Source organism: Flavobacterium sp., assembly GCF_027484945.1.
Taxonomy (GTDB): domain Bacteria; phylum Bacteroidota; class Bacteroidia; order Flavobacteriales; family Flavobacteriaceae; genus Flavobacterium.
Genome location: NZ_JAIXRZ010000032.1, coordinates 32,628 through 55,130, shown reverse-complemented (window position 1 = coordinate 55,130; position 22,503 = coordinate 32,628). Strand labels below are relative to the sequence as shown.

Genomic DNA, 22,503 nt, shown 5'->3' with positions numbered 1-22,503 from the left:
TTAGGGTTAATAGTAGTTTTTAAATTGACCTTTTATTTACTTATATGTAAAATAACATCCTCTTAAGATTTACTTTATATATTTTGAAAGTTCTGTTTTAAGTTCATCATATTTTTCTTGAGAAATTAAACCGAGATCAAGCTTATCTTTCGCCTTCTTTAATTCGGTCAAAGCATCATCACTGGTCATTCCAAAACCTTTTACTTCGCCTGTAGATAAAGCATTTTCAAACTGTATAGTATAATTTGATAAACCACTCATACCTTTTGTCCTAAATGACACTGAATAACCTGAACGTTTATTACCTACAATCCAAATTCTTTTTATTTCAGCCTCAGTTCCGCTTGCATCTGCAGTTAGATTCGATATTGGTAATAAAATTCCATCACCTTCAGAAATAAATGCAAATGTTTTATTGGATGACGGAATACCAATTTTCAATCGATCTCCTATTTTATAAACTGCTCCATCACTACCTAAATATGAGGTGTATTCTCCTTTCTTTGCAGTTGCCAAATCAGAATACCTAATTTCTTGTCCTAAAACTACAGTTCCTGATAAGGATAGTATCAAAGCTAAGATTAATTTGAATTTCATTTTTACTGTTTTTTAATTTTATCAGCAAATCAATTAATTTATTTTGACAACTTGAGTCAATGATTTGTGTATTCGTTTAAAAATGACCTATTTTGACGCTAAATTTTCTATTTATGTTAAACCAGCATAAAATATTACGGGTTTTACAACTGATTTCATTGCTTCAAAAGAAACCTTCCAAATCAATAAAGTTCTTGGCGAACTTACTAGAAACTACAGAAAGGACTGTTTATCGTTACTTAGATTTAGTTAAGGAGTTAGGTTTTGAATTACACCGTGATCATAACAATCGATTTTACATTAGCAGTGAAAACGAAGATGAATATATTGCCTTTACAAAAGATGAAGCTTTATTGTTAAGAGAGTTAATTTTGACATCAGGTTCGAAGAGTAAATTGAAAGATGCGCTATTAAGAAAATTATATTTTAATTCAGAAATAGCAATTCAAAGTAATCATGTATTGAAAGCCCATTTGGGTAAAATTGTTGAACAATTAAGAAATGCAATTCAGCTCAAAAAAAGAGTGATTTTAAAGAATTATCATTCAGTAAATTCACAAAATATATCGGATCGATTAGTTGAGCCGATTATGTTTACCGACAATTATAATTGTTTGATTGCTTTTGAATTGGAGTCTAAAGAAAATAAGTATTTTAATATTGAAAGAATAACAAAAGTTGAAACATTAGATGCTGTTCAAACATTTGAACACTTGCATAAGTATGATAAGCCCGATATTTTTGGATTTAGTGAACTGAACGGAGAAAAATTTGATATTGAACTAAGGCTGTCATTACGAGCTTATTTAATATTAAAAGAGGAGTATCCTTTAGTTGAACCTTATGTAAAAAAAGAGGTAAATAAAGCAACTTATCTATTAAAATGTACTGTAAATAACCCGAAAGCGATAACTCGATTTATTCTTGGATTATCAAAAGAAATAGAAATTTTAGGTTCTAAAGAGTTTGAAAATTATTTTTCAGCATCTAGTTTTAACATAAAAGATTCAAATGCAATCTAAATAATCATAACTATAATTCAACTATTTTTACAACAGCTCATAAAATTCTCTTAAATTAATAGTAAATAACAACAATGTCAGAAGACCAAAAACGCATATTAGAGCAACAGCTCTGGAACATAGCCAACACCCTTAGAGGAAAAATGAATGCTGATGAATTTCGGGATTATATTCTTGGCTTCATTTTCTACAAGTATTTGGCCGAAAAAATGGAACTGTTTGCCAATGACATCTTGAAACAAGACGGTATCACTTTCCGTTCCTTAACGGCAACCGATAGCCAGACCCTTGAAATCGTGGAAGCGGTTAAAGAGGAATCGCTGGAGCGCTTGGGATATTTCTTGAAACCCGATGAACTCTTTTCAGAAGTGGTCAAAAGAGGTAACAATGACGTTGAGGGTCGGAACAATTTTATATTGGAGGATTTACAAAGAATCCTAACCAATATTCAATTGAGTACCATGGGAACAGATAGCGAAGACGATTTCGATAATCTGTTTGAAGACATGGATTTGAACAGTACCAAGTTGGGTAAAACTCCCGAAGCCAGAAACGAGATTGTGGTAAAGGTGTTAAGCCATTTGGATAAAATTGATTTCAAGCTCGAAAGCACCGAATTGGATGTGCTGGGTGATGCTTACGAATACCTAATCAGTCAATTTGCCAGCGGTGCTGGCAAAAAGGCTGGTGAGTTCTATACACCGCAAGAGGTGAGTATGATTCTGGCTAAAATCGTTTCAACAGGTAAAGACAAGTTGCGTTCGGTTTATGACCCAACGTGTGGTTCTGGTTCGTTATTGTTGCGTGTTGCACGTGAAGTAAAAGAAGTAAGCAATTTTTACGGTCAAGAACTCAATCGTACCACGTATAACTTGGCTCGAATGAATATGATATTACACGGGGTGCATTACCGTAAGTTTGACATCAAACAAGAGGATACCCTTGAACATCCACAGCACAAAGATTTGACGTTTGAGGCCATTGTGGCCAATCCGCCTTTTTCAGCGCAATGGAGTGCCAATCCTTTGTTCACCTCCGATGACCGATTTTCACAGTATGGCAAATTAGCTCCGTCCAGCAAAGCCGATTTTGCTTTTGTGTGTCACATGGTTCATCATTTATCAGATAATGGCTGTATGGCCGTTGTATTACCACATGGAGCGTTGTTCCGTGGTTCATCCGAGCAACACATTCGTAGGTACTTGATTGAAAACCGTAACTATTTGGATGCTGTTATTGGATTGCCAGCTAACATATTTTATGGAACCAGTATTCCAACGTGTATCATGGTGTTCAAAAAATGTAAAGAACACCCCCAAGATGTATTGTTTATCGATGCTAGCCAACATTTTGATAAAGTAAAAACCCAAAATGTCCTACGGGAGGAGCATATTGAAAAAATTGTGACTACCTACCGCGAAAGACTGGAGGACGACAAATACAGCAAACGCGCTACCCTAGAACAAATCGCGGAGAACGATTACAACTTGAATATACCGCGCTATGTCGATACTTTTGTGTCAGAGGAAGCAATTGATGTCAACACCGTTGCTAATGACCTTAAAACGCTTGAAATGGAGCTGAAAGCCATTGACCAGAATATTGCTGGATTTTGTAAGGAGTTGAACATTGAAACACCGTTCTAGTATGGCACCAGAAATGAATGTACCTAGGTTAAGATTTCCAAATTTCAATGAAGACTGGACAAAAAAATGTTTGTCTGAAATTGCATTAAGAGTTACAAGTAAAAATAAAGAAAATAATTTAAATGTTTTGACTATTTCAGCTCAATTTGGACTTGTGAGTCAACTAGAATATTTTAATAAATCAGTTTCTGCAAAAGATGTTACTGGCTATTATTTGATTCATAAAAATGAATTTGCATATAACAAAAGCTATTCCAATGGTTATCCTATGGGAGCAATTAAAAGATTAAACAAATACGAAAAAGGAGTTGTTTCTACGCTATACATTTGTTTTTGTTTTAATTCTGAAATGGTAAGTTATGATTTTATGGAACAATATTTTGAAACTGGCTTACAGAATTCAGAAATAGAAAAATTTGCTCAAGAGGGCGCTAGAAATCATGGGCTACTCAATATTGGAGTAAATGACTTTTTCAAAATACAACTTGTATTACCTTGTATGGCGGAACAAACTAAAATAGCTTCGTTCTTAACCGCATTGGATGATAAATTGCAAGCCTTAAAAAAGAAAAAAGAGTTGCTAGAGCAATACAAAATGGGCGTGATGCAACAATTGTTTTCACAAGCGCTTCGCTTTAAAAAAGATGACGGGACAAATTATCCTGATTGGGAGGAAAAAAAGTTGGGGGAGGTTTGTGAAATTAAAAAAGGTCAGCAATTGAATAAAGAAGAACTAACGGAATCAGGAGATTACCCATGCATTAATGGAGGAATAAATCCCTCTGGTTATACCAATATGTACAACACCAAGGCTAACACCATTACAATTAGTGAAGGTGGTAATTCTTGTGGATATGTAAATTTTTTTAATGTAAAATTTTGGAGTGGTGGTCACAATTATTCAATCGAAATTAGTAATCCAGCATTAGTTGTCAATAATTATTTATATCAGTTGCTAAAATTTAATGAGAATGAATTAATGAAATTAAGAGTTGGCTCTGGTTTACCAAACATTCAAAAAAAAGATTTAGTATCCTTTGCTCTTAATTTTACTCAATCGCCAGAGGAACAAACCAAAATCGCTAACCTCCTATCGGCCATTGATGAAAAAATCGCGCATTGCCAGTCCGAGTTGGACGGTATGGAGCGTTGGAAAAAAGGGTTGTTGCAACAGCTGTTTTGTTAGAATTAAATCTATGAGACTAAAATTAATTTATCTGTCATTTATTTTGCTATTTATTACATCAAGTTGCAAATTGACATGTGAAACATGCGATGGTGAAGGGAAAGTGGATTGTAAAAAATGCTTTGCAAATGGCACTTTAACTTGTGAAACTTGTGACGGAAACGGTCATACAAAATGCACTTGGTGTGACGGTAATGGATTCAAGAGATGTACATGGTGTTATGGTTCTGGTAAAATAGATTGTGATAATTGCTATGGTCATGGCACATCATATGATTATGATTATAATACTGGTTCTTATAAAAATATGTCGTGTAGAGATTGTAATGGTTCAGGAGATAAAACTTGTGATTGGTGTTATGGAAGAGGAGGTAAAACGTGTTCTGATTGTAGCCGTGGTAGAGTTGAATGTGATGATTGTGATGGAGATGGTAAAATACAATGCAATGAATGTAATGGAGAAACAAAAGTAACTTGTCCAGATTGTAATCAATAAATTTATATATTATGAAGACTAAATTTTTAATGTTTTTTGTTTTTTGTTTGACTAACTGTTTTTCACAAATTAGTCAAAAATGGGAATCGTATTATGATAACAACCCATCTGGTATTGAGGAAAATTATACAGCAAGTGATTTTTTAGAAGTAATTAATTATGTTGGTTTTGAATCAAAAACATATAAACCAGAATCAACTTTTAAAAAAATACTTTTAATGATGCCCTCAGATGGACTAAGACAAATGATGATAACTGGAAATTATTATAGTAGAACTATAAAACATGATGATTATTTTGAATTATATAACTTAAATTATACCACAATAACAAAATCAACATGGGATAGGTATGCTCCATATTTATTACCGTTGATGCAAATTGATGGTGTTGTAAAGTTTAGGTAGTTAATAATGGAGATTAAGAACATAATTAAAACTTATCATTTTGAATTTCTTGTTCAATTTTTTTTGAATTTAAAAAAATTGATACTGAACATGGTTTAAATTCAAAAGAACAAGACATTTTATTTATTTGCATATGTATATTGTCTGTTGACCAAGCAGCAACCCACTCATATTCAAATGTTTCAGATTTTTCGTTAGTTTCAATTTCTACATCTCCAAATATTTTTTCTAATTCACGTATTAATTTACCGCTAACACTATCATTCAAAACGCCAAAATCAATACTTATCGTATAAAGTTTGTTTTTGTAATAACCAAGTAAAATTTTATCAATTTTAACATTGAAAACATTTTGTATGTCACTTCCTATGTAGTAGTAAAAAGTTACATTGTCTTTATTTTTTGCAAAATATTTGAGATTTTTTTTATGTAATTCTGTATTTGAACCAAGTTTGAATTTATTAAAACCATTCTTCTTATCTAAATTTGCATTGGTCTGAGAGAACAATGTTAGAGAACTAAGAAATGTAAAAATTATTAATATTGTCTTTTTCATAATTAATTTTAAAACAAATATAATTATTTTGTCCAAACAATCCGAAGCCATATTAGAAGAACAATTGGTCGCCCAGCTCCAAAAAATGGGGTATGGTCTGGCCACAATCACTAACGAACAAGAACTGATTGCCAACTTGAAAAACCAGTTGGAAAAGCACAACCGTATTCAATTTTCGGCCACCGAGTTTGAACGCGTTTTGAATATATTATCAAAAGGTTCAGTGTTTGAAAAAGCAAAAACGCTTCGAGAGAAACAACACATTATTAGGGACAACGGGGACAATTTATACTTTGAGTTCATCAATACAGAGCATTGGTGTCAAAATCAGTTTCAAGTAACCCATCAAGTCACCGTTGAGGGACAATACAAGAATCGTTATGATGTGACCTTATTAATCAACGGCTTGCCTTTGGTACAAATAGAATTAAAGCGTAGAGGTTTAGAGTTGAAAGAAGCCTTTAATCAAGTTAACCGCTATCAACGCCATTCCTTTGGTTCCAATTCGGGTTTATACCAATACATTCAAATCTTTGTGATTAGTAACGGTGTAAATACTAAGTATTACGCCAATAATCGCAACCAGTCATTCAAACAAACGTTTTATTGGACGGATAAAGAAAATAAACGCCTTACCAACATTCTCAATGGTTTTACTAGCGAGTTTTTGGAGCCGTGTCATATCAGCAAAATGATATGCAAATACATCGTATTGAACGAAACCCATAAAATTCCAATGGTGTTACGTCCGTATCAATTCTATGCGGTTGAAGCATTGATTGACCGTGTAAAGAATAGTGTTCACAACGGCTATATCTGGCACACCACGGGAAGCGGTAAAACGCTAACCTCATTCAAAGCCAGCCAAATTATTATGAATTTGCCACAGGTTAAAAAGGTGGTATTTGTGGTTGACCGTAAAGACTTGGATTACCAGACCACTAAAGAGTTCAACAGCTTTAGCAAAGGAAGCATCGACGGAACCGATAACACCAAAATGCTGGTAGATAAGTTTGCCGACGACACCAAGTTGATTGTGACCACTATTCAAAAACTGAATACGGCTATAAGCAAAAAACAGCACCTTGAAAGGATGAATCGTCTTAAAGACGAACGTATTGTCTTTATCTTCGATGAATGTCACCGTAGTCAGTTTGGTGAAACACATAACCGTATCAAAGAATTTTTCAATAACATCCAACTCTTTGGATTTACTGGCACACCGATATTTGCCGATAACTCGGTAAAGAATGAATTGGGACGTAGAACCACCAAAGAACTATTTGGTGACTGCTTACACAAATACGTGATTACAGATGCAATCAAAGACGAAAACGTATTGAAGTTTTCAGTGGAATATGTGGGACAGTACAAGCAAAAAGAAGACCGCAACACCAATTTGGATATTGAAGTTGAAGATATTGATACCAAGGAGTTAATGGAGCATCCAACGCGATTGGAGAAGATTGTAGATTATATTCTAGCGCACCATGACCGTAAAACACACAGTCGAAACTTCACTGGGATGTTTTGTGTTTCAAGTGTCGAAACTTTGATTAAGTACTACGAAATATTTAAAAAGAAAAGAGAAGCTGGTCAACATAGTTTAAAAATAGCCACCATATTCAGTTACTCGGCCAATGAAAACGATGCTGATGCCAACGGCTTTTTACCCGATGAATTGTCGGTAGTGGAAGAACCCAAAGCGTTATATGGTTTACAAGGACATAGCCGTGAAAAACTGGATGAATTTATTAACGATTATAACCAGTTGTACGATACCAAGTTTTCAACGAAAGACAGCGAGAGCTTCTATAATTACTATAACGACATATCCAAAAAAGTAAAAGAGCGTAAAATCGACATTTTGCTGGTGGTTAATATGTTTCTAACTGGTTTTGATAGTCCAACGCTCAATACATTATATGTAGATAAGAACCTTAAATACCACGGGTTAATTCAAGCCTATTCACGTACCAACAGGGTTTTAAACGAAATGAAATCCCAAGGGAATATTGTAGTGTTCCGAAACTTAAAAGAGGTTACAGACCAAGCCATAACGCTATTTAGCAATAAGGATGCGATTGATGTTATTATTATGAAACCGTATGAGGATTATGCGGTTAAATTTAATGAAGCGTATGAAAAACTTTTAGCGTTGGTACCAAGTGTGGATTCTGTAAATGAATTAAGTACCGAGGATGAAGAACTAGAGTTTATTAAAGCGTTCCGAGAGTTAATGCGTATTCGCAACACGATGACCGCTTTTGCCGATTTTAGCTGGTCAGACCTTGAAATGGAGGAACAAGAGTTTGAAGACTACAAGAGCAAGTATTTGGATTTACACGACAAGGTTCAAAAAGAACACGAAAAAGAGAAAGTATCCATACTAGAGGATGTTGACTTTGAATTGGAGTTGTTGCACCGTGATGAAATCAACGTAACCTATATACTGCAATTGCTGATGAAATTAAAAACAGACAGCAAGAAAGATGCGGTTAAGACCGAAGCCGACATATTAAATTTATTGAGTGGTGAAGCTGATTTGAGAAGTAAACGCGAATTGATTGAGCGCTTTATTAAAGAGAACTTACCAATTATTGAAGACAGCGAAACCATACCGCAAGAGTTCGATAAATTTTGGAATGAGGAACAAGTCAAGGCTTTCAATAAAATAGTTGCCGAGGAGAATTTATCCCCAGAGAAGACCGAACGTCTTATTGAAAATTATTTGTTTTCAGAACAGGAACCGTTACGCGATGAAGTACTGGACTTGATACAAGGAACCAAACCAACCATATTAGAACGCAAGAAGACAGGTGACAGAATCCTTGATAAGATTGTGATATTTGTTAAAACGTTTGTGAGTGGGATAAGTGGATAGTTACCCATAATAGAATTAAATAAAATGAAATATTATTTATCAGATATTATACCTAGAATCCAACAGTTCAGTAAGCGATTGGATGAAAACACATTATTTACAAGTAATGAGTGGGTACAGTTTAATCAAGAAAGTTTAAACAGAGTTTATTATATCTTCAAAAAGAATGGAGAATTGTTGGTGACAGAAAAAGGAATTGGAAAAAAAATAAAATGGGAAAATCTAGGTAATGGTAGAATTACAATTGAGGAGGAAAGTACATTTTATCATTTCCGAATTGCTTTTTATGACGGTTTATTTCTCGTAATGAATTTGAATGATACCAATGATTATGTTTTCTTATTAAATGAAACAAAATTAGGGGTTGATTTTAAAACGATTAATCAAATTAATAAAAAAAAAAAAAAAAAGTATAATTTAGTTCAATCTGAGCAAGTTGTGGACTTTACACTAATTGATTATTCTGAGCATTTACCTGTACCATGTTGGGATTTAATCTTGGGGAGTTTTGATACGATACGTATAGAGTTTTCAAATGGACTAAAAGGGGATATTTATTTCGGTAAACAATCAAAAAAGTATTATTATTTTAGTTTAGCATATGGTACAAGAAATTATTTTGACAATAAGTTAGATTGCATTAAAGAATTATATAAATCTTTATAATACAACAAGTATATCGAGATTTTTGATATATTTTTTTGACTTTATGGTTTATTGGTATTGCATTACTTTTTCTAAACTTCTTTTATTGATTCAAAATTTTTAATTAATTTAATTATTAAAATTAAGTACTATCTCAAATGTAAGTATTTAAACAATAATAAACTTTATTCATCAACTAGAGAAAACCCTAGTTTAAGTTCCTAAAAGAATATTTTCCATTTTTATTTGATGCTCTTTTATATCATCAAATATCCATTCTAGACTGTTTTCCCGATGGTTTTCAAACAGATTATCTTTGCACTTTTGCATCATAATCATAAACTTAATTGAAGCTACACTAACCTGCCTAATCTTTCCACGATCTAGATAATGGCTAAGTTTTGCATTGGGATCCCAATTATTTCCGGAACTATTGATTTCGCTACCAATCATGGCGTAATTACCTAGACAATTTATTTGGTCTTGTGTTGGCCTATTTTCTTTTCCATCTGCTTTAGATTGTGGATAAAAATGTTCTAAACTTCTACGAGTTCTTGAAAAATAAAATTGTTCAAATAGAATTAGTCCAAAATCACTACAACCAAGTGAGTCATAAAAAGATTTTCTTTCACTACACCCTTCTTTTGTTTTTTCGCCTCGTAATTCATCAAAGTATTTCTCCCACAATTTATAATCCAAGTAATTGAATACGAATAATGGAATTCCGTTTGATTTTTTTGTACCATCTCCATAGATATTGGTAAAATCCACATTTATATTTTTAGGGATAACATTAAGTTGGTTGTTAGCAAAAATTGTGCTGTCAAAACTGCCTGGATTAGGGGTGTTAATAGCATTCAACTTTGTCGGATCTAAATAAACATCCTTGAAGTATTTTTCTGCCAAGCCATTAATAAATTCATAATACTTCTCAATAGAAGTGCCTTTATTGAATAAGTGCAACAAACAATAAAATAGGTAATTTTTCCTTTGCCTTGCCGTAAACGATACTTCAAACATTGAAAGCAATTGCACTATTTTTTGCTGAAGTTCTCTATCTTCACATAGATTAACTAAGCGCTCGTTTTTGCCCTCTTTCTGCCAGCGTTGCAATTTCCAAGGATGACTTTCCGGTGTTTCGTTTTCATTGGAATGATGCACTAGATAATTGTCCAAAAAATACTTTGCTTTTAACAAATTATATCCGAACTCCTTTACAAATGCTTCATCCATGGGGATATTTTCGTCTTTTAATTGATCAAATTCACGGATCAATTCTTTATCATCCAATGTAAAATTTCCTGCATTGAAATTTGGCTCTTTAGTTCGTGTGATTTTCAATACAATCAATAAAAAATTTGAAAAATCTATAATAGGCTGGAAGCTGTCTATGTTAGCGTTATTGCCTGACACCTGATCTGACACTTTTCCATTTACCAGATCTAGAATAGACTTCTTACCTGAACCGACTTCGACTTTTGGCAAGGCATCAAAACTTTCAATTATAAATTCACAATGTGTTTTTCCAAAAATGGCTTCCTGCCTGTATTTTTGCTGAATATAAACATTCATGATACTGCAGTTTTCCCACAATTGGCTAAAGGTTACTTTATCTTCTTCTTTATTTAATTGCTCAATCATTCGTGCTTTAATAATCTCATGCTTTTCGAGTTGCTCACCTCTTGAATTCATTATTTCAAAATAATGATTTAAGTCTATGTCTTTGGGAACATTGTAATGAATTAAATGAACATTTTCTTGAAAATACTTTTTGAAATTTTCTAAATCCACTTCTGGAACGATTTTAATTATCGCATTCCGGGCATAATCAAAACCATTGATGATTCCATTATCTTTTTCATCAATATTAAATAAAGGGGAGCTATTTAAAGTTTTATTTGATTTTTTACGTGCTCTATAGGTTAATTTATTTTGAATAGAAATGCCAAGAGACGAAAGCACTATGTTTATGGTAGTAAGCCGCTGTTGTCCGTCTATTACTTCATAAACTTGGTCGCCTTTATGATAGGAAACCAATGTACCAATAAAATAGGTGCCTTTCTTTTTTAAATTCCTGTTTTGAAGGTATGCATCATACACATCTTGGATAAGTGCTGTAATCTCATCATCTTCCCAGGCATAATTTCGCTGATAAATAGGCACTTCATAAGTTACCGGATTCCCATTATATATTTCGGCAATGGATTGTTCTTTTAAGGGTAAAAAATTACTAGCCATATTATTCTTCAATAAATTTATTTAATTTGAAATAGTAAAGGTAGTTTTGATAAACTCCATTATTTTCTTTATTTATGTCCTCTTTTTTTGCTACAATTTTATCCAATGGGAGTGGACTTAACTTATCGGAAAGTGAGCTTAACAATGTAATTGGTGAATCCGCCTCTGTGATCATTTTATAAATATTGAATGAATTTATAACATCGCTTCCTAAAATGTAATTTTGAGCAGATTGCCAACCAAGATTGTAGTATTGAGCCCTTAATGAATAAGCCCAAATAAAAGCATATAGAACAAATTGCTTTTCTAACATTTCTTTATCTGATTTAGATGGTCGTTCGCTAGGGCAAAACCTATCTACATAAAGTAATACTGCCGTATCGAATAATAGCCGTGTAATACCATTGCCTACACCGTTTTTGTAATTTCTTAAGTCAAGTGTTTTTACAATTTGGTTGTCATTGATAAAATACCCCTCGTATTTATTGTTGTTTTGAATGTCTTTTAGAATTACAAAATAATGCTTAGCATAATCGAAAAACGATTTGCCGGCTATAATGGGTGTGTCTATCTGAAATGGCTTAAGGTTATTCATCCCATTTACAAAAGGCATGGAAGATTGATTTACCATGTCGGCATAGGCATAAGCACCTTTATAAAATTGCGCATAAGGATAATTTCCGTCACGGTTTATGCCTTTAAACTTTTGTATATTTTGTTCATTAAGTTCCCATGCACTGTTTCCTTTAATCCATTCTTTTAGGCGGTAGAGATAATCGCTAAACAAAAGGGCAAGTTTTTTTTGGTCCAGATCTTCCCAATCTTTTACTGTTTTTTCGATTTGAGTAATATCTGCATTGTTCATTTCTCTCAGGTGATAGGCCTTTAATAAATCATGCGGATACAGCTTTTTTCCTCGGGCGTTTTGCGAATCAAAAAACTGGAAGGCTTCAGAAATATCTTCTGTAATAACAACGATGAGTTCGCAATTATTTTTGATATAATCATGGACTTCTGATCGTTCCCTGATATCTGAAATATTATGTATGCGTCTTTCGAGGGTTCTATAGTTGTTGGGAATGTTTCTAGAGTTATAAGGATCATCAGTTAACGACTGATTAAGAAAAGGAATTACAACTTCCTGCCCATTATAAAGCGCCATAAGCAAGAGCGAAAACGTAATGGTGCGCTGTTGACCGTCCACAATATTATAAACCGATTTTTTTGCATCATAATGAAGAATAAGGGTTCCTACACGGTATGTTTCTTTATTTTGATTTTTGGCTTCAATAATATCGTCAAATAGTTGTACAGCATTTTTGGCTGTCCATTTATACGGTCGCTGATAAGGGGGAATCACCAAATTGATGGGACGTATCGGTTTGCCTTCTGCATCCTGACTGATTGTATTGTTTAAAAGTAGGTCCCCTATTTTGGTAATGGCCAATTTTAGTACTGAACTCATAATTTTTAGTTAATCATATTTTTTTTTCTTGTGAAGCTTTTCCGCTGTTTTCCTCTGTTGTTTAGCTCAGAGTTATTCTATCCCATTTGTTTTTTTAACCTTTTATTATTTTTTACAATGAGTAGAAAAAATAAATTTACATCAAACTTGTACTTTCTTGTTAAAAAACTTAATCCTTTCAATTTTCAATTTATCACTATCGGATCTCTCAGAAGTGATTGTCTTTACATTTGATGTTAACGTTTTGCGGCTTGGCGTAGTGGCGGATTTTTAGCACAAAAGTTCAATCGAAGAACTGAACTTAAATCTACCACAAAACTGTCATACGAAGCACTGAACTGCCACTTTTGCCAAACCCGTGTTATGCCCAGTGCTTATTCTCATTCGATTACGATTTTGTTTATTTCGTTCATTAATCTGTCCGTTTCTGTCAATGCAACAATGATTTTTTGATAGTGTAAAATGTCGTCAAATTCAAGTGTTCTTTCCTTTCTGTCTTTAAGCCATTTTTGTGCTGGCTGATAACCACCAATAAAAAAGTCCCAAGCTATTTGCGGCACATTGTCGAAATACTGCGTGTCGTTGATGTACACTTTTCCGTTTTCGTATTTTGGTTTTACAACTACATTGTTTCCGTCTTCGGGATATTGAGTTATATATTTTTCAACTGTTGAACTTTCTAATAAATGTATTTGTCTGATTTCACCGCCCAATTTTACCAACTGCCAAAATGTGGCAGCATCTTTTGGGTAAGGCACTCTTGGAAAATCTATTTTTAAAAATTCTTTGTATTTTTCTCGGTACGTTGGCGAATGTAAAACCGCATAGATATAATCTAAAATGTCGATTGGTGCAAATGTGTCTTTGGTGGTTGCTTTTTCGTTGGTAAAAGTTAAACCTAATGTATCTGCTATTTGATTTGCAATTTCTTCATTTAGATTTGGTGTTCTATCTGATGTTTGCCCGATAGTTTGTTGACCGTTGGTTTTGGGATATAGGTATAGAGGAAATATGTACGTTGAATCTGCCGCACTATCCAAAATATGTAAATCAACAATTGAATTCGTTATGAACATATAACCTAAACTTAATTGACGACTTTTCTTTGATACAATTAATCCATAATTATCTTGAGAAAAATGTTGATTGATTGCGTAAACAGGATATGCCAAAAAACCCCTAGATTGATTTGTGAAATAAGTGTTTCTGATATCAAAAGGGCGGTAGTTAATTTTCTTTAAATGTTTATTGTCAACGCCAAACTTTGAAATATTTTCTTTGGCATAAGAGGTTTTTTTATCTCTACTTTCATTGACTTCTGTTCTATATTTTTGTTTTAGCTCTGTTTCTGACAACGTTCTAAAATCATCAAGAACTTTTATTAATTCATTTTTATTGAATTGTATTGCTGTATCATCACGCTTTGAACATATTCCCACTCCATTTAATTTTAACAATTCATCAATTTTTAAAAAAGAATCATACTCTTTTTGTGATGAAAAATCTTTTGGAACTAAAAAGAAATTTGGTTGAAATGGTTTAAGTTCTGTATAAGATGTACTTTCTAAAGAGTTATCCCATAGAAAATCATATTTTAATTCCCGTTTACCAAAAAGGTCGTAATGAAAAACTTTGCCTAATTCAGTAGTTTTTTTCTTGCCTGTCTTAACTAAAATGTTGATTGAAACACCTTGCATAATGTCAAACACATTTTGGTCAACGCCACCGTCTGGTGCTGTTTCTTTTTTCTTGCTGTTTCCGTGCAAATTGATAACAAAAATTTTGTCATAAGTTTTTAGCAGGTTCCAACGCATTCCACGAAATGAAATACTATCTAAAAAGCTATTGTCTGTAATGAAAGCCAAAATTCCACTTCCGTTTTTTTCAATGTAATGTTGCCCATAACGTAGGAATTTCACATAATCGTTATTTAACCATTTTGTATCAGGAATTTTTTGTCCGTTATAATCGTATTTATAAATATCAATCAATTTATCAACCCAATCACCACTATTAGAACTTTCACCACTATATGGTGGATTTCCTATTACACACATTACTGGTGTATCTCTTTTGATATGATTGGCTTCGTTGGCTTCTGTACTTAACCAATTGGCAAATAAAGTACCTGTGTCGGGGTGGCTTTCTTCTAAACTGTTAGTTAAATAAACTCTAAAACGTTGGTTTGTTGTTGGTTTGTAGCCTGTTTCAGTAAGTAGTAAGTCTAATTGTAAATGTGCCATTGCGTAACTTGCCATCAGCAACTCAAATCCATTGAGGCGAGGCAACAAATGCGTTTCTACATAATTACTCCAAATTCCTTGTTGTCCTTCAAACTTTTTATGAATGTGTTTTATGGTTTCGGCAAGGAAAGTTCCTGTTCCTGTGGCTGGGTCAAGTATTTGCACTTTGTGAACTTCCTGTTCTGTCTTTTTGCCTTGTACATCTACTTTTATTTTTGTTTTGCTACTGTCGGCAAGTCCTTGCGGTAAATCAAATTCGGTTTTTAAAATATCATCAACGGCACGAACAATAAAATTTACAACTGGAGCAGGAGTGTACCAAACGCCACGAGCCTTTCGTAATTTCGGATCGTACTCACTCAAAAATGTTTCATAAAAATGGATGATTGGGTCTTCCATTTTTGTTGACTTTCCGTAATTCTTTAAAATTTCTTCAACATTGCAAGCCAAAAATATATCAACCAAACTATCCACTATCCATTTTATGCGGTCGTCAATATCGGGTCCAGCAATGTAGCCAAACAGTTTGCGTAAAAATGGATTTGACTTTGGAATGAGTTCTGCTGCTTCTTGTCGGCTAAACGTTGGTAAAGTTGCATCGTGCAAACGAGCCGCAAACATTCCGTAAGAAATAGTTTGAGCATAAACGTCTGCAAATCCTTTGGGCGTAATGTCGTGAATAAGGATTTGCTTAAAGGCATTCATTTGGTCTTTAAGTGTGCTGTCTTCCTTATTTGCTTCGTCACTTGTCAATGCCTTTTCAATAACATCAGAAAGAAGGCGGGCTTTGCCCGCCATCATTTCTGCCAGTTTTTTTGAACTTTTTATTGTCTGCCCAACGTGAGAAGCAAAGTCTTTTATGAGATTTGTAAAAGTTGCAAAGTTTTTAGGCAATGGAACGATAGTTCCGTTTTGTATTTCAGCGAGTGCAATTTTTGTAATAAAAATTCCGTCAATGTATAAATGGAAGTCTAAATAGTCGGTGAAAATTAAGTTGTTTAAAGAAGCCTTATAACGGTCAAACTGTTCTTTGTTGCCTGTTTTCTTTGCTCCTTCAAGGTCTTTGTCGCCAATGTCCTTTGCTTCAATAAAACCTACTGGAATTTCTTTTTTGGTCAGAATGTAGTCGGGTGCTCCGCAAGATTGTCTTTTGGGTTCATTGGTCGCCCTGATGTCAGGCACTAAACTTTCTAACAGTTGTTGCAGGTCGCCACGAAAAGTATGCTCGGTCGCATTACCAAGTTTGTATCGTTTATTTATGTTGTCTATGTACTGTTCTAAAGTCATTAATTCTGTTGTCAAATTTCATAGTCCAAAATTAGTTTTTTCTGTCGGTTTGTTGTTGGTTGTTCGGTTGTCCTAGCATTGGGCATAACGTTCCGCCGCTTCTCGTCAGTTGCGAACTTCGGAACGAATTATTTTCTGTTAAAGATAAAATTTCTTGCGAAACGTAAACATCAACTTACCACAAAATTCGCAATTGCGAGAAACGGCTGTTAGCGGTTCGGTTTTATTCTTAGATTACTGACACAAAAATGAACTTAGCTGAGAAACGTGATTCCATTACAAAAAGTTTCTGTTGAATTCCGCTACGAACTTTTTATTTATAAATTTTTCCATAAAACTCTTCCACTAAATTTTTCTGTACAGCTGCTGATTGAGGCCAACTCCACAACATTATATGAAACAATATTAAATGAAGGATTACCAATTTGATTAGTGATTTTTTCAAAGTCTTACTTTTTTTCGTCAACCAAATTGAAATTAAGAGATATAAAATTATCCAAAAAGGAATATAAATAATTCTTCCCATTCCAGTTTGCGGAAATACATTTACTAGCAATATTAATTCCAAAATTCCAACTAACATTGAAATTACGACTAAAAGAATTCTTTGGTTGTTTTTCATCATTTGGTTCTAAAATATTGAGGGCTGAAAACTGACCGCTAACTCGTTTATATGTCTTACAAAATCAGTCTTATACACCCAAAATGAGTGTGCTATGTCTGATAATAGTGAGTTTATTTTGAATAAGCTAATCTACCGTTTTTTTATAAATCATCAAAAGGGCTTTTAATTTGTTGAATGCTTTTGGGGCTTACATGAGCCGATAGCCTTTAATTATTTACACTCCCATATTTCATTCTTTTACAACTCAATCGCGAAGTATAAGATTGTTTTTATAAAGTTATTCAAATAAAAAATTTATCCAAAAACATTGTTAAAAAACAGCTGTAAACTTTCCAAATCTGCCTCCAATTTGTTGGTTGCATTTTCTAAAAATTGTACCACACAGAAAAATTATCAAACATGATCTAATTCTATTTTTTCATTTGTACTAAATTTAGTAGCTTTTATTTCGCTTTAACCCCTATCAATACAAAGGAGGGATTTTGTCATTTTATTTCATTAAAATGAAAATAGAATTAAATAAAAAACCGTTTCTTTAGAAACGGCATTTTGATTCATTACCCCAAACACTTAATCACATACGTTACAATTCCCCAAATAATTAATTCGTTTTCTTCGGTGATTTTGATAGGTGGATAGACTGGGTTTTCGGGCATAAGGTATACCGCATTTTTTTCTTTTCGTATGCGCTTTACGGTAAATTCACCATCAATAAAACAGACTGCAATTTTATTATTTGCCGGTTCTAAACTGCGGTCGATAACCATGATGTCTCCGTCGTCAATACCCGCCCCAATCATTGAGGTCCCACTTGCTTTAGCATAAAAGGTGGCTTCCCGGTTACGCACCAAAACATGGTCTAAACTGATTTTTGCTTCATCAAAATCGGCTGCCGGCGAAGGAAATCCCGCTTTAATCCCTCCCGAGAAGTAAGAGATTCCTTCTCGTGGTGATAAATCGGGTATAAAAAACGTGAGTTTTGAGGGTTTTAGCGACATTGTACGGTAATGATATCGTGAATATTGGTAGTAAATTTTGGCGATAAATAATTTTGTTTCATTTTCCAGGTTCGATTTAAATCATGCATTCCTAAACGTATTTTTCGTTCTCCTGTTTTTTTGAAATAGCTATCCATTACCTTCATTAAGGCTTCGTGTTTTGGGTTTTCCTCTTGAAATAAATTATACTGTTTTTGCTGCTGGGGTGTAATTGCCGAAACAATCACCCCTGTTTTTTTATATTCTTCCCCTTGGCGGTAGAGTTGTTCTAGCATTTTGGTTGCCACTTTTCCCAAGGTAATGCTCGAGTTCGTAGGGAAAGGCAAGGCTTCTTGTGCATAAAAATTGTACCGTCCGTTATCGGGATTATGAAACTTGTCTTTTCGTAAATAGACGGTTACCACTTGGCAATGCGAGTGTTGCTTCCGTAGTTTTTCTCCACAAATTCCCGCAAAGGTAGAAACCCGTTCTTTCAACTCTGTCAAATGCGTAATCCTGCCTTCAAAACTGCGGGTTACAGCAATATGTTTTTTATTTTTCGGTTCTTCTAGTTCTAAAATAGAATGTCCTAACAGTTCCAACCGCAGACGATTGCCTACCACTCCCATTTCTTTTTGGATATAGGCTTCGTGTTCGGGTAACGTGAAATCATAGGCGGTTAGGATTTTTCTCGCTTTCATTTTTTTGGTTAATCGAAAACCAATTCCCCAAACATCTTCAATTTTTGTCCATTTTAACGCTTTGATTCGTTTGGCTTCAGAGTCAATTATATAGGAACCCCCCGTACGTTCAGGAAATTTTTTAGCGATTTTATTTGCGATTTTAGCTAAGGCTTTTGAAGGGGCAAACCCCACACATATTGGGATACTCAACCATTTTTGAACGCGTTTGCGCATTTGAATTCCATAGTCGTGGTAATCGGGAATCGTCATGCCTTCAAAATTCAAAAAAGCTTCGTCAATACTATATACTTCTACATGGGGAGTAAATCCTTCTAAAATTTTCATCACACGGGCACTCATGTCGCCATAAAGTGCATAATTGGAAGAAAAGACATGAACACCGTGTTTTTTAATTAATACTCGGTATTCAAATTCGGGAGCGCCCATTGGGATTCCTAAGTCTTTGGCTTCATAACTTCGTGCAATAACACAACCGTCGTTATTTGACAAGACAACAATAGGTTGGCCTATCAGCTGTGGTTGAAACACCCGTTCACAAGAGGCATAAAAGTTATTGCAATCGACTAAAGCATACATGGTATAAAGTTAACAATTCGACACTAAAAACGAATCGATAACAAGCTTTAAAATTGAATAATGGGTATAAAAAAAGGCTGCCTTAATGTGACAGCCTTGTATACAATGGGGTACGTTTTTTTATTTTAATAAATCAAATAGACAACTAGGATAGATACCCATTCCTATAGTTAAGGCAGTAGCCAAAACCGCAACAACGGTGTACACCCAAGGGAATGTAATAGTTTCCCCTTCAGCTTCTTTACTATACATCGCTAATATCAATTTGAAGTAGTAACCAACACTTATGATTGAACTAATCACACCGGCAATAACCGCTACCAAATAGCCCGCTTCAATGGTTTGTGTAAACAATGAGAACTTTGCAAAAAATCCTGCAAAAATGGGAATACCCGCCATCGATAATAAGGACATGGTTAAAACCGCCGCCAAAACAGGATTGGTTTTTCCTAATCCGTTAAAGTCGGATACATTCTGAGTTGCTTTATTTTTCGTTACCGAAATAATTACAGCAAACGAAGCAATACCTGCAAACGCATAGGCCGCAGTATAATAGAATAAAGTTCCGGCTGCAGTAGCCAAACTTAATAATGCCAACAGCATAAATCCGGCGTGCGAAATACCAGAAAAAGCCATCATCCGTTTTACATTTTCTTGACGAAGTGCCAACAAGTTTCCTACCGCCATCGTTAAAATCGCAATAGCAACAATTACTACTTGGAATAATTGTGGCATATTAGCATTTAATGAAGTTACCAATTTGTATAGGGTAGCGACAGCGACTACTTTAGCTAACGTACTCATGGTTGCCGTAACTAAAGTGGGCGAACCCTCATAAACGTCTGGAGCCCAAAAGTGGAAGGGAGCCGCAGCAATTTTAAATAACATTCCGATTAAGATCATGGCAATACCAAAGTAGAACCAAACCGGTAAGCCCGCACCTTGTGATAAGGCATAAATCTCAACCACGTCAAAATATCCCGTTGCTCCATATACCAAACAGATGCCGAAAAGGATAAATCCAGAGGCGAAGGAACCTAATAGGAAATATTTCATCCCTGCTTCATTACTCAAAACATTTAAACGCTCACTACCGGCTAAGATGTATAAAGAAATCGAAAGGATTTCGATTCCCAAGAAAAACATCGATAAATTACCAAAGGAAACCATTGCAATGGCCCCTGCCAATAAGAAGAGTTTAATAGCGATGAAGTCAGAGAATTTTGAAGGTTTGTCTTTATAAAAGTCCCCGCTCATTGCCAAAATGAAAATCGTCAATACGATAAACAAGCTGGAAAAAGCAACAGAGAAATTGTTCACAATTACCATGTTATTGTACCAAGCTGAAGGATGGTCAAACTCCGAAATAGTCATTCCAAGAATAACCAATAACGCAAGTACAGAAACCGGAACAATGGCTTTTCTCAGATTGATGATTTCAGCAATAAGGCAAAAAATGCCTAAACCTGATATAGCAATTAATGTATTCATTCGTAGGACGTAATTAAGAACGGTTTATTTGAATTAGAATTTCTTGAATACTTGGATTGATAAGGTCCAAGAGGGGTTTTGGATACAAACCAAAGAATAACAAGAAGGAGATTAATGCAATCATTACAAAAGCTTCACCGACGGTTATATCTGCAAAAACGTTAGCGTTGGTTTCGCCCAACATCACGTTTTGGAACATTTTCAGCATATAGTAGGCCCCTAAAATAATGGTTGTTCCCCCAAGTACAGCATACCACATATTGATTTGCGATAAACTATACAATACCGTAAACTCACCTACAAAGTTATACGTTCCCGGTAAAGCAACAGAGGCCAAAACCAAAATCATAAATAATGAAGTAAATTTTGGGGTTTGCGTACGAATTCCACCCATATCAGCAATCGTGCGCGTTTCATAACGACGGTAGATGATTTCTGCGGCATAAAACAATCCAACGATTACAAAACCATGAGCAATCATTTGGGATACCGCACCACTCAACCCATCAAAAGTTAAGGTATAACATCCTGCTGCGATAAGTCCAACGTGCGCAAGCGATGAATACGCTAATAATTTTTTCAAATCTTTCTGTCTTAAAGCAACAAGCGAACCGTAGATTACTCCAGCTATGCTCAAACCCAATACCAATGGCATATAGGTTTTTGCTGCTTCTGGAGCAATAGGTAATTGCCAACGCATAACACTGTATAACCCCATTTTTAACATGATCCCCGAAAGCAACATAGTCCCCACAGTAGGCGCTTTTTGATAAACTTCAGCTTGCCAGGTGTGGAAAGGAATTACTGGAATTTTGATTGCATAGGCTAAAAAGAACGCGAAGAAAATCCATGTTTGTTCAACTGCGTTTAGTTTCAACTGGTACAAATCCGTCAACAAGAAACTTCCCGCTCTGTGATACAAATAGGCGAAGGCAACCAACATAAATAGCGAACCTCCTAACGTATAAATAAAGAATTTTAAAATCGCTTTTTTACGTGCTTCGATAGCATCATTCCCCCACAACAAAGCAATGAAGTAGATTGGGATTAAAGCCAATTCCCAGAAAATATAATACAACAATCCGTCTGCAGCTAAGAAGGTCCCCACCATAGCAAAAGCCATGAATAAAACCAATGCATAGAAATTTTTAGCACTTTTAAAGTTATTTGTAAAAGAAGATAAAATAATTAACGGAGTAAGCGCTGTGGTTAACAACACCATGGCTAGTGATAATCCGTCTACTTTTAAAGCAAAAAACGTTTTGGGTGCACTAATCCAAGGGTAGGTTACATTGAGCGAACTGAATTCTTGTACCGTTGTTAAAAGATAAACCGTAATGCCAAGGGCAGCAGTACTGAAAAGCAACGCCACTTTGGAAGCCAACTTATCTCCTGCAATTAAAGTAATTATGGCACCTACGAGAAGTAATAATAATAGTGTAGTAATATCCATCAGGT

Annotated in this window: 15 protein-coding genes; 6 read left to right on the top strand and 9 right to left on the bottom strand. The window is 34.5% G+C overall.

Features of this window, described 5'->3' with window-relative positions; genetic code table 11:
* Positions 1–69: 69 nt before the first annotated feature.
* Positions 70–597, bottom strand: coding sequence for a hypothetical protein (locus Q0039_RS05290; RefSeq protein WP_297510199.1), 528 nt, complete (start codon positions 595–597; stop codon positions 70–72).
* A 113-nt stretch (positions 598–710) separates the two neighbouring features.
* On the opposite strand from Q0039_RS05290, the gene Q0039_RS05285 reads away from it, so the two are divergent.
* The 4 genes from Q0039_RS05285 to Q0039_RS05270 all read left to right on the top strand — a co-directional run bounded on the left by Q0039_RS05285 (position 711) and on the right by Q0039_RS05270 (position 5,354).
* Positions 711–1,619 (top strand): WYL domain-containing protein, encoded by a 909-nt coding sequence (locus Q0039_RS05285; protein WP_297510196.1) that lies wholly within the window; start codon positions 711–713, stop codon positions 1,617–1,619.
* 74 nt (positions 1,620–1,693) lie between these two features.
* Positions 1,694–3,265: a type I restriction-modification system subunit M gene (locus Q0039_RS05280; protein ID WP_297510191.1), complete on the top strand. Its 1,572-nt coding sequence runs from the start codon at positions 1,694–1,696 to the stop codon at positions 3,263–3,265.
* Between the two features lies 1 nt (position 3,266).
* Positions 3,267–4,451 carry a restriction endonuclease subunit S gene (locus tag Q0039_RS05275; protein ID WP_297510188.1) on the top strand — a complete coding sequence of 395 codons (1,185 nt, stop codon included), beginning with the start codon at positions 3,267–3,269 and terminating at the stop codon, positions 4,449–4,451.
* Positions 4,452–4,958: 507 nt separating this feature from the next.
* Positions 4,959–5,354, top strand: a complete 396-nt coding sequence (locus Q0039_RS05270) for a hypothetical protein (protein WP_297510186.1) — start codon at positions 4,959–4,961, stop codon at positions 5,352–5,354.
* A 25-nt stretch (positions 5,355–5,379) separates the two neighbouring features.
* On the opposite strand, the gene Q0039_RS05265 is transcribed toward Q0039_RS05270, so the two are convergent.
* Entirely contained in the window at positions 5,380–5,910 is a 531-nt protein-coding gene (locus Q0039_RS05265) for a hypothetical protein (protein ID WP_297510183.1), read from the bottom strand.
* Positions 5,911–5,938: 28 nt separating this feature from the next.
* Between Q0039_RS05265 and Q0039_RS05260 the strand changes: the two genes are divergently transcribed.
* Together Q0039_RS05260 and Q0039_RS05255 are read left to right on the top strand one after the other, a co-directional pair.
* On the top strand, positions 5,939–8,794 hold the full coding sequence (locus Q0039_RS05260) for a type I restriction endonuclease subunit R (RefSeq protein WP_297510179.1): 2,856 nt from the start codon (positions 5,939–5,941) through the stop codon (positions 8,792–8,794).
* A gap of 24 nt (positions 8,795–8,818) precedes the next feature.
* Positions 8,819–9,460 (top strand): hypothetical protein, encoded by a 642-nt coding sequence (locus Q0039_RS05255; protein WP_297510176.1) that lies wholly within the window; start codon positions 8,819–8,821, stop codon positions 9,458–9,460.
* A 192-nt stretch (positions 9,461–9,652) separates the two neighbouring features.
* Here Q0039_RS05255 and Q0039_RS05250 read toward each other — a convergent pair whose 3' ends face one another.
* From Q0039_RS05250 to Q0039_RS05220, 7 genes are all read right to left on the bottom strand, one after another.
* Positions 9,653–11,677: a DUF262 domain-containing protein gene (locus Q0039_RS05250; RefSeq protein ID WP_297510173.1), complete on the bottom strand. Its 2,025-nt coding sequence runs from the start codon at positions 11,675–11,677 to the stop codon at positions 9,653–9,655.
* 1 nt (position 11,678) lies between these two features.
* Positions 11,679–13,142, bottom strand: a complete 1,464-nt coding sequence (locus Q0039_RS05245; RefSeq protein ID WP_297510170.1) for a DUF262 domain-containing protein — start codon at positions 13,140–13,142, stop codon at positions 11,679–11,681.
* Between the two features lie 380 nt (positions 13,143–13,522).
* Positions 13,523–16,687 (bottom strand): type ISP restriction/modification enzyme, encoded by a 3,165-nt coding sequence (locus Q0039_RS05240; RefSeq protein ID WP_366520881.1) that lies wholly within the window; start codon positions 16,685–16,687, stop codon positions 13,523–13,525.
* A gap of 1,167 nt (positions 16,688–17,854) precedes the next feature.
* Positions 17,855–18,295 (bottom strand): translesion error-prone DNA polymerase V autoproteolytic subunit, encoded by a 441-nt coding sequence (gene umuD, locus Q0039_RS05235; RefSeq protein ID WP_297510167.1) that lies wholly within the window; start codon positions 18,293–18,295, stop codon positions 17,855–17,857.
* Positions 18,286–19,554, bottom strand: a complete 1,269-nt coding sequence (locus Q0039_RS05230) for a Y-family DNA polymerase (protein ID WP_297510165.1) — start codon at positions 19,552–19,554, stop codon at positions 18,286–18,288. Before Q0039_RS05230 ends, umuD begins: the two co-directional genes overlap by 10 nt.
* A 120-nt stretch (positions 19,555–19,674) precedes the next feature.
* On the bottom strand, positions 19,675–21,045 hold the full coding sequence (locus tag Q0039_RS05225) for an NADH-quinone oxidoreductase subunit N (protein ID WP_297510163.1): 1,371 nt from the start codon (positions 21,043–21,045) through the stop codon (positions 19,675–19,677).
* Positions 21,046–21,058: 13 nt separating this feature from the next.
* The gene (locus Q0039_RS05220) at positions 21,059–22,498 is read right to left on the bottom strand and encodes an NADH-quinone oxidoreductase subunit M (protein ID WP_297510160.1); all 1,440 of its coding nucleotides are present in this window, start codon (positions 22,496–22,498) and stop codon (positions 21,059–21,061) included.
* Positions 22,499–22,503: the final 5 nt, after the last annotated feature.

Excerpts from the sequence above, each read along its gene's own strand:
- Q0039_RS05290 (WP_297510199.1), bottom strand. The coding sequence starts at position 597 with ATGAAATTCAAATTAATCTTAGCTTTGATACTATCCTTATCAGGAACT.
- Q0039_RS05285 (WP_297510196.1), top strand. The coding sequence starts at position 711 with ATGTTAAACCAGCATAAAATATTACGGGTTTTACAACTGATTTCATTG.
- Q0039_RS05280 (WP_297510191.1), top strand. The coding sequence starts at position 1,694 with ATGTCAGAAGACCAAAAACGCATATTAGAGCAACAGCTCTGGAACATA.
- Q0039_RS05275 (WP_297510188.1), top strand. The coding sequence starts at position 3,267 with ATGGCACCAGAAATGAATGTACCTAGGTTAAGATTTCCAAATTTCAAT.
- Q0039_RS05270 (WP_297510186.1), top strand. The coding sequence starts at position 4,959 with ATGAAGACTAAATTTTTAATGTTTTTTGTTTTTTGTTTGACTAACTGT.
- Q0039_RS05265 (WP_297510183.1), bottom strand. The coding sequence starts at position 5,910 with ATGAAAAAGACAATATTAATAATTTTTACATTTCTTAGTTCTCTAACA.
- Q0039_RS05255 (WP_297510176.1), top strand. The coding sequence starts at position 8,819 with ATGAAATATTATTTATCAGATATTATACCTAGAATCCAACAGTTCAGT.
- Q0039_RS05250 (WP_297510173.1), bottom strand. The coding sequence starts at position 11,677 with ATGGCTAGTAATTTTTTACCCTTAAAAGAACAATCCATTGCCGAAATA.
- Q0039_RS05245 (WP_297510170.1), bottom strand. The coding sequence starts at position 13,142 with ATGAGTTCAGTACTAAAATTGGCCATTACCAAAATAGGGGACCTACTT.
- umuD (WP_297510167.1), bottom strand. The coding sequence starts at position 18,295 with ATGTCGCTAAAACCCTCAAAACTCACGTTTTTTATACCCGATTTATCA.
- Q0039_RS05230 (WP_297510165.1), bottom strand. The coding sequence starts at position 19,554 with ATGTATGCTTTAGTCGATTGCAATAACTTTTATGCCTCTTGTGAACGG.
- Q0039_RS05225 (WP_297510163.1), bottom strand. The coding sequence starts at position 21,045 with ATGAATACATTAATTGCTATATCAGGTTTAGGCATTTTTTGCCTTATT.
- Q0039_RS05220 (WP_297510160.1), bottom strand. The coding sequence starts at position 22,498 with ATGGATATTACTACACTATTATTATTACTTCTCGTAGGTGCCATAATT.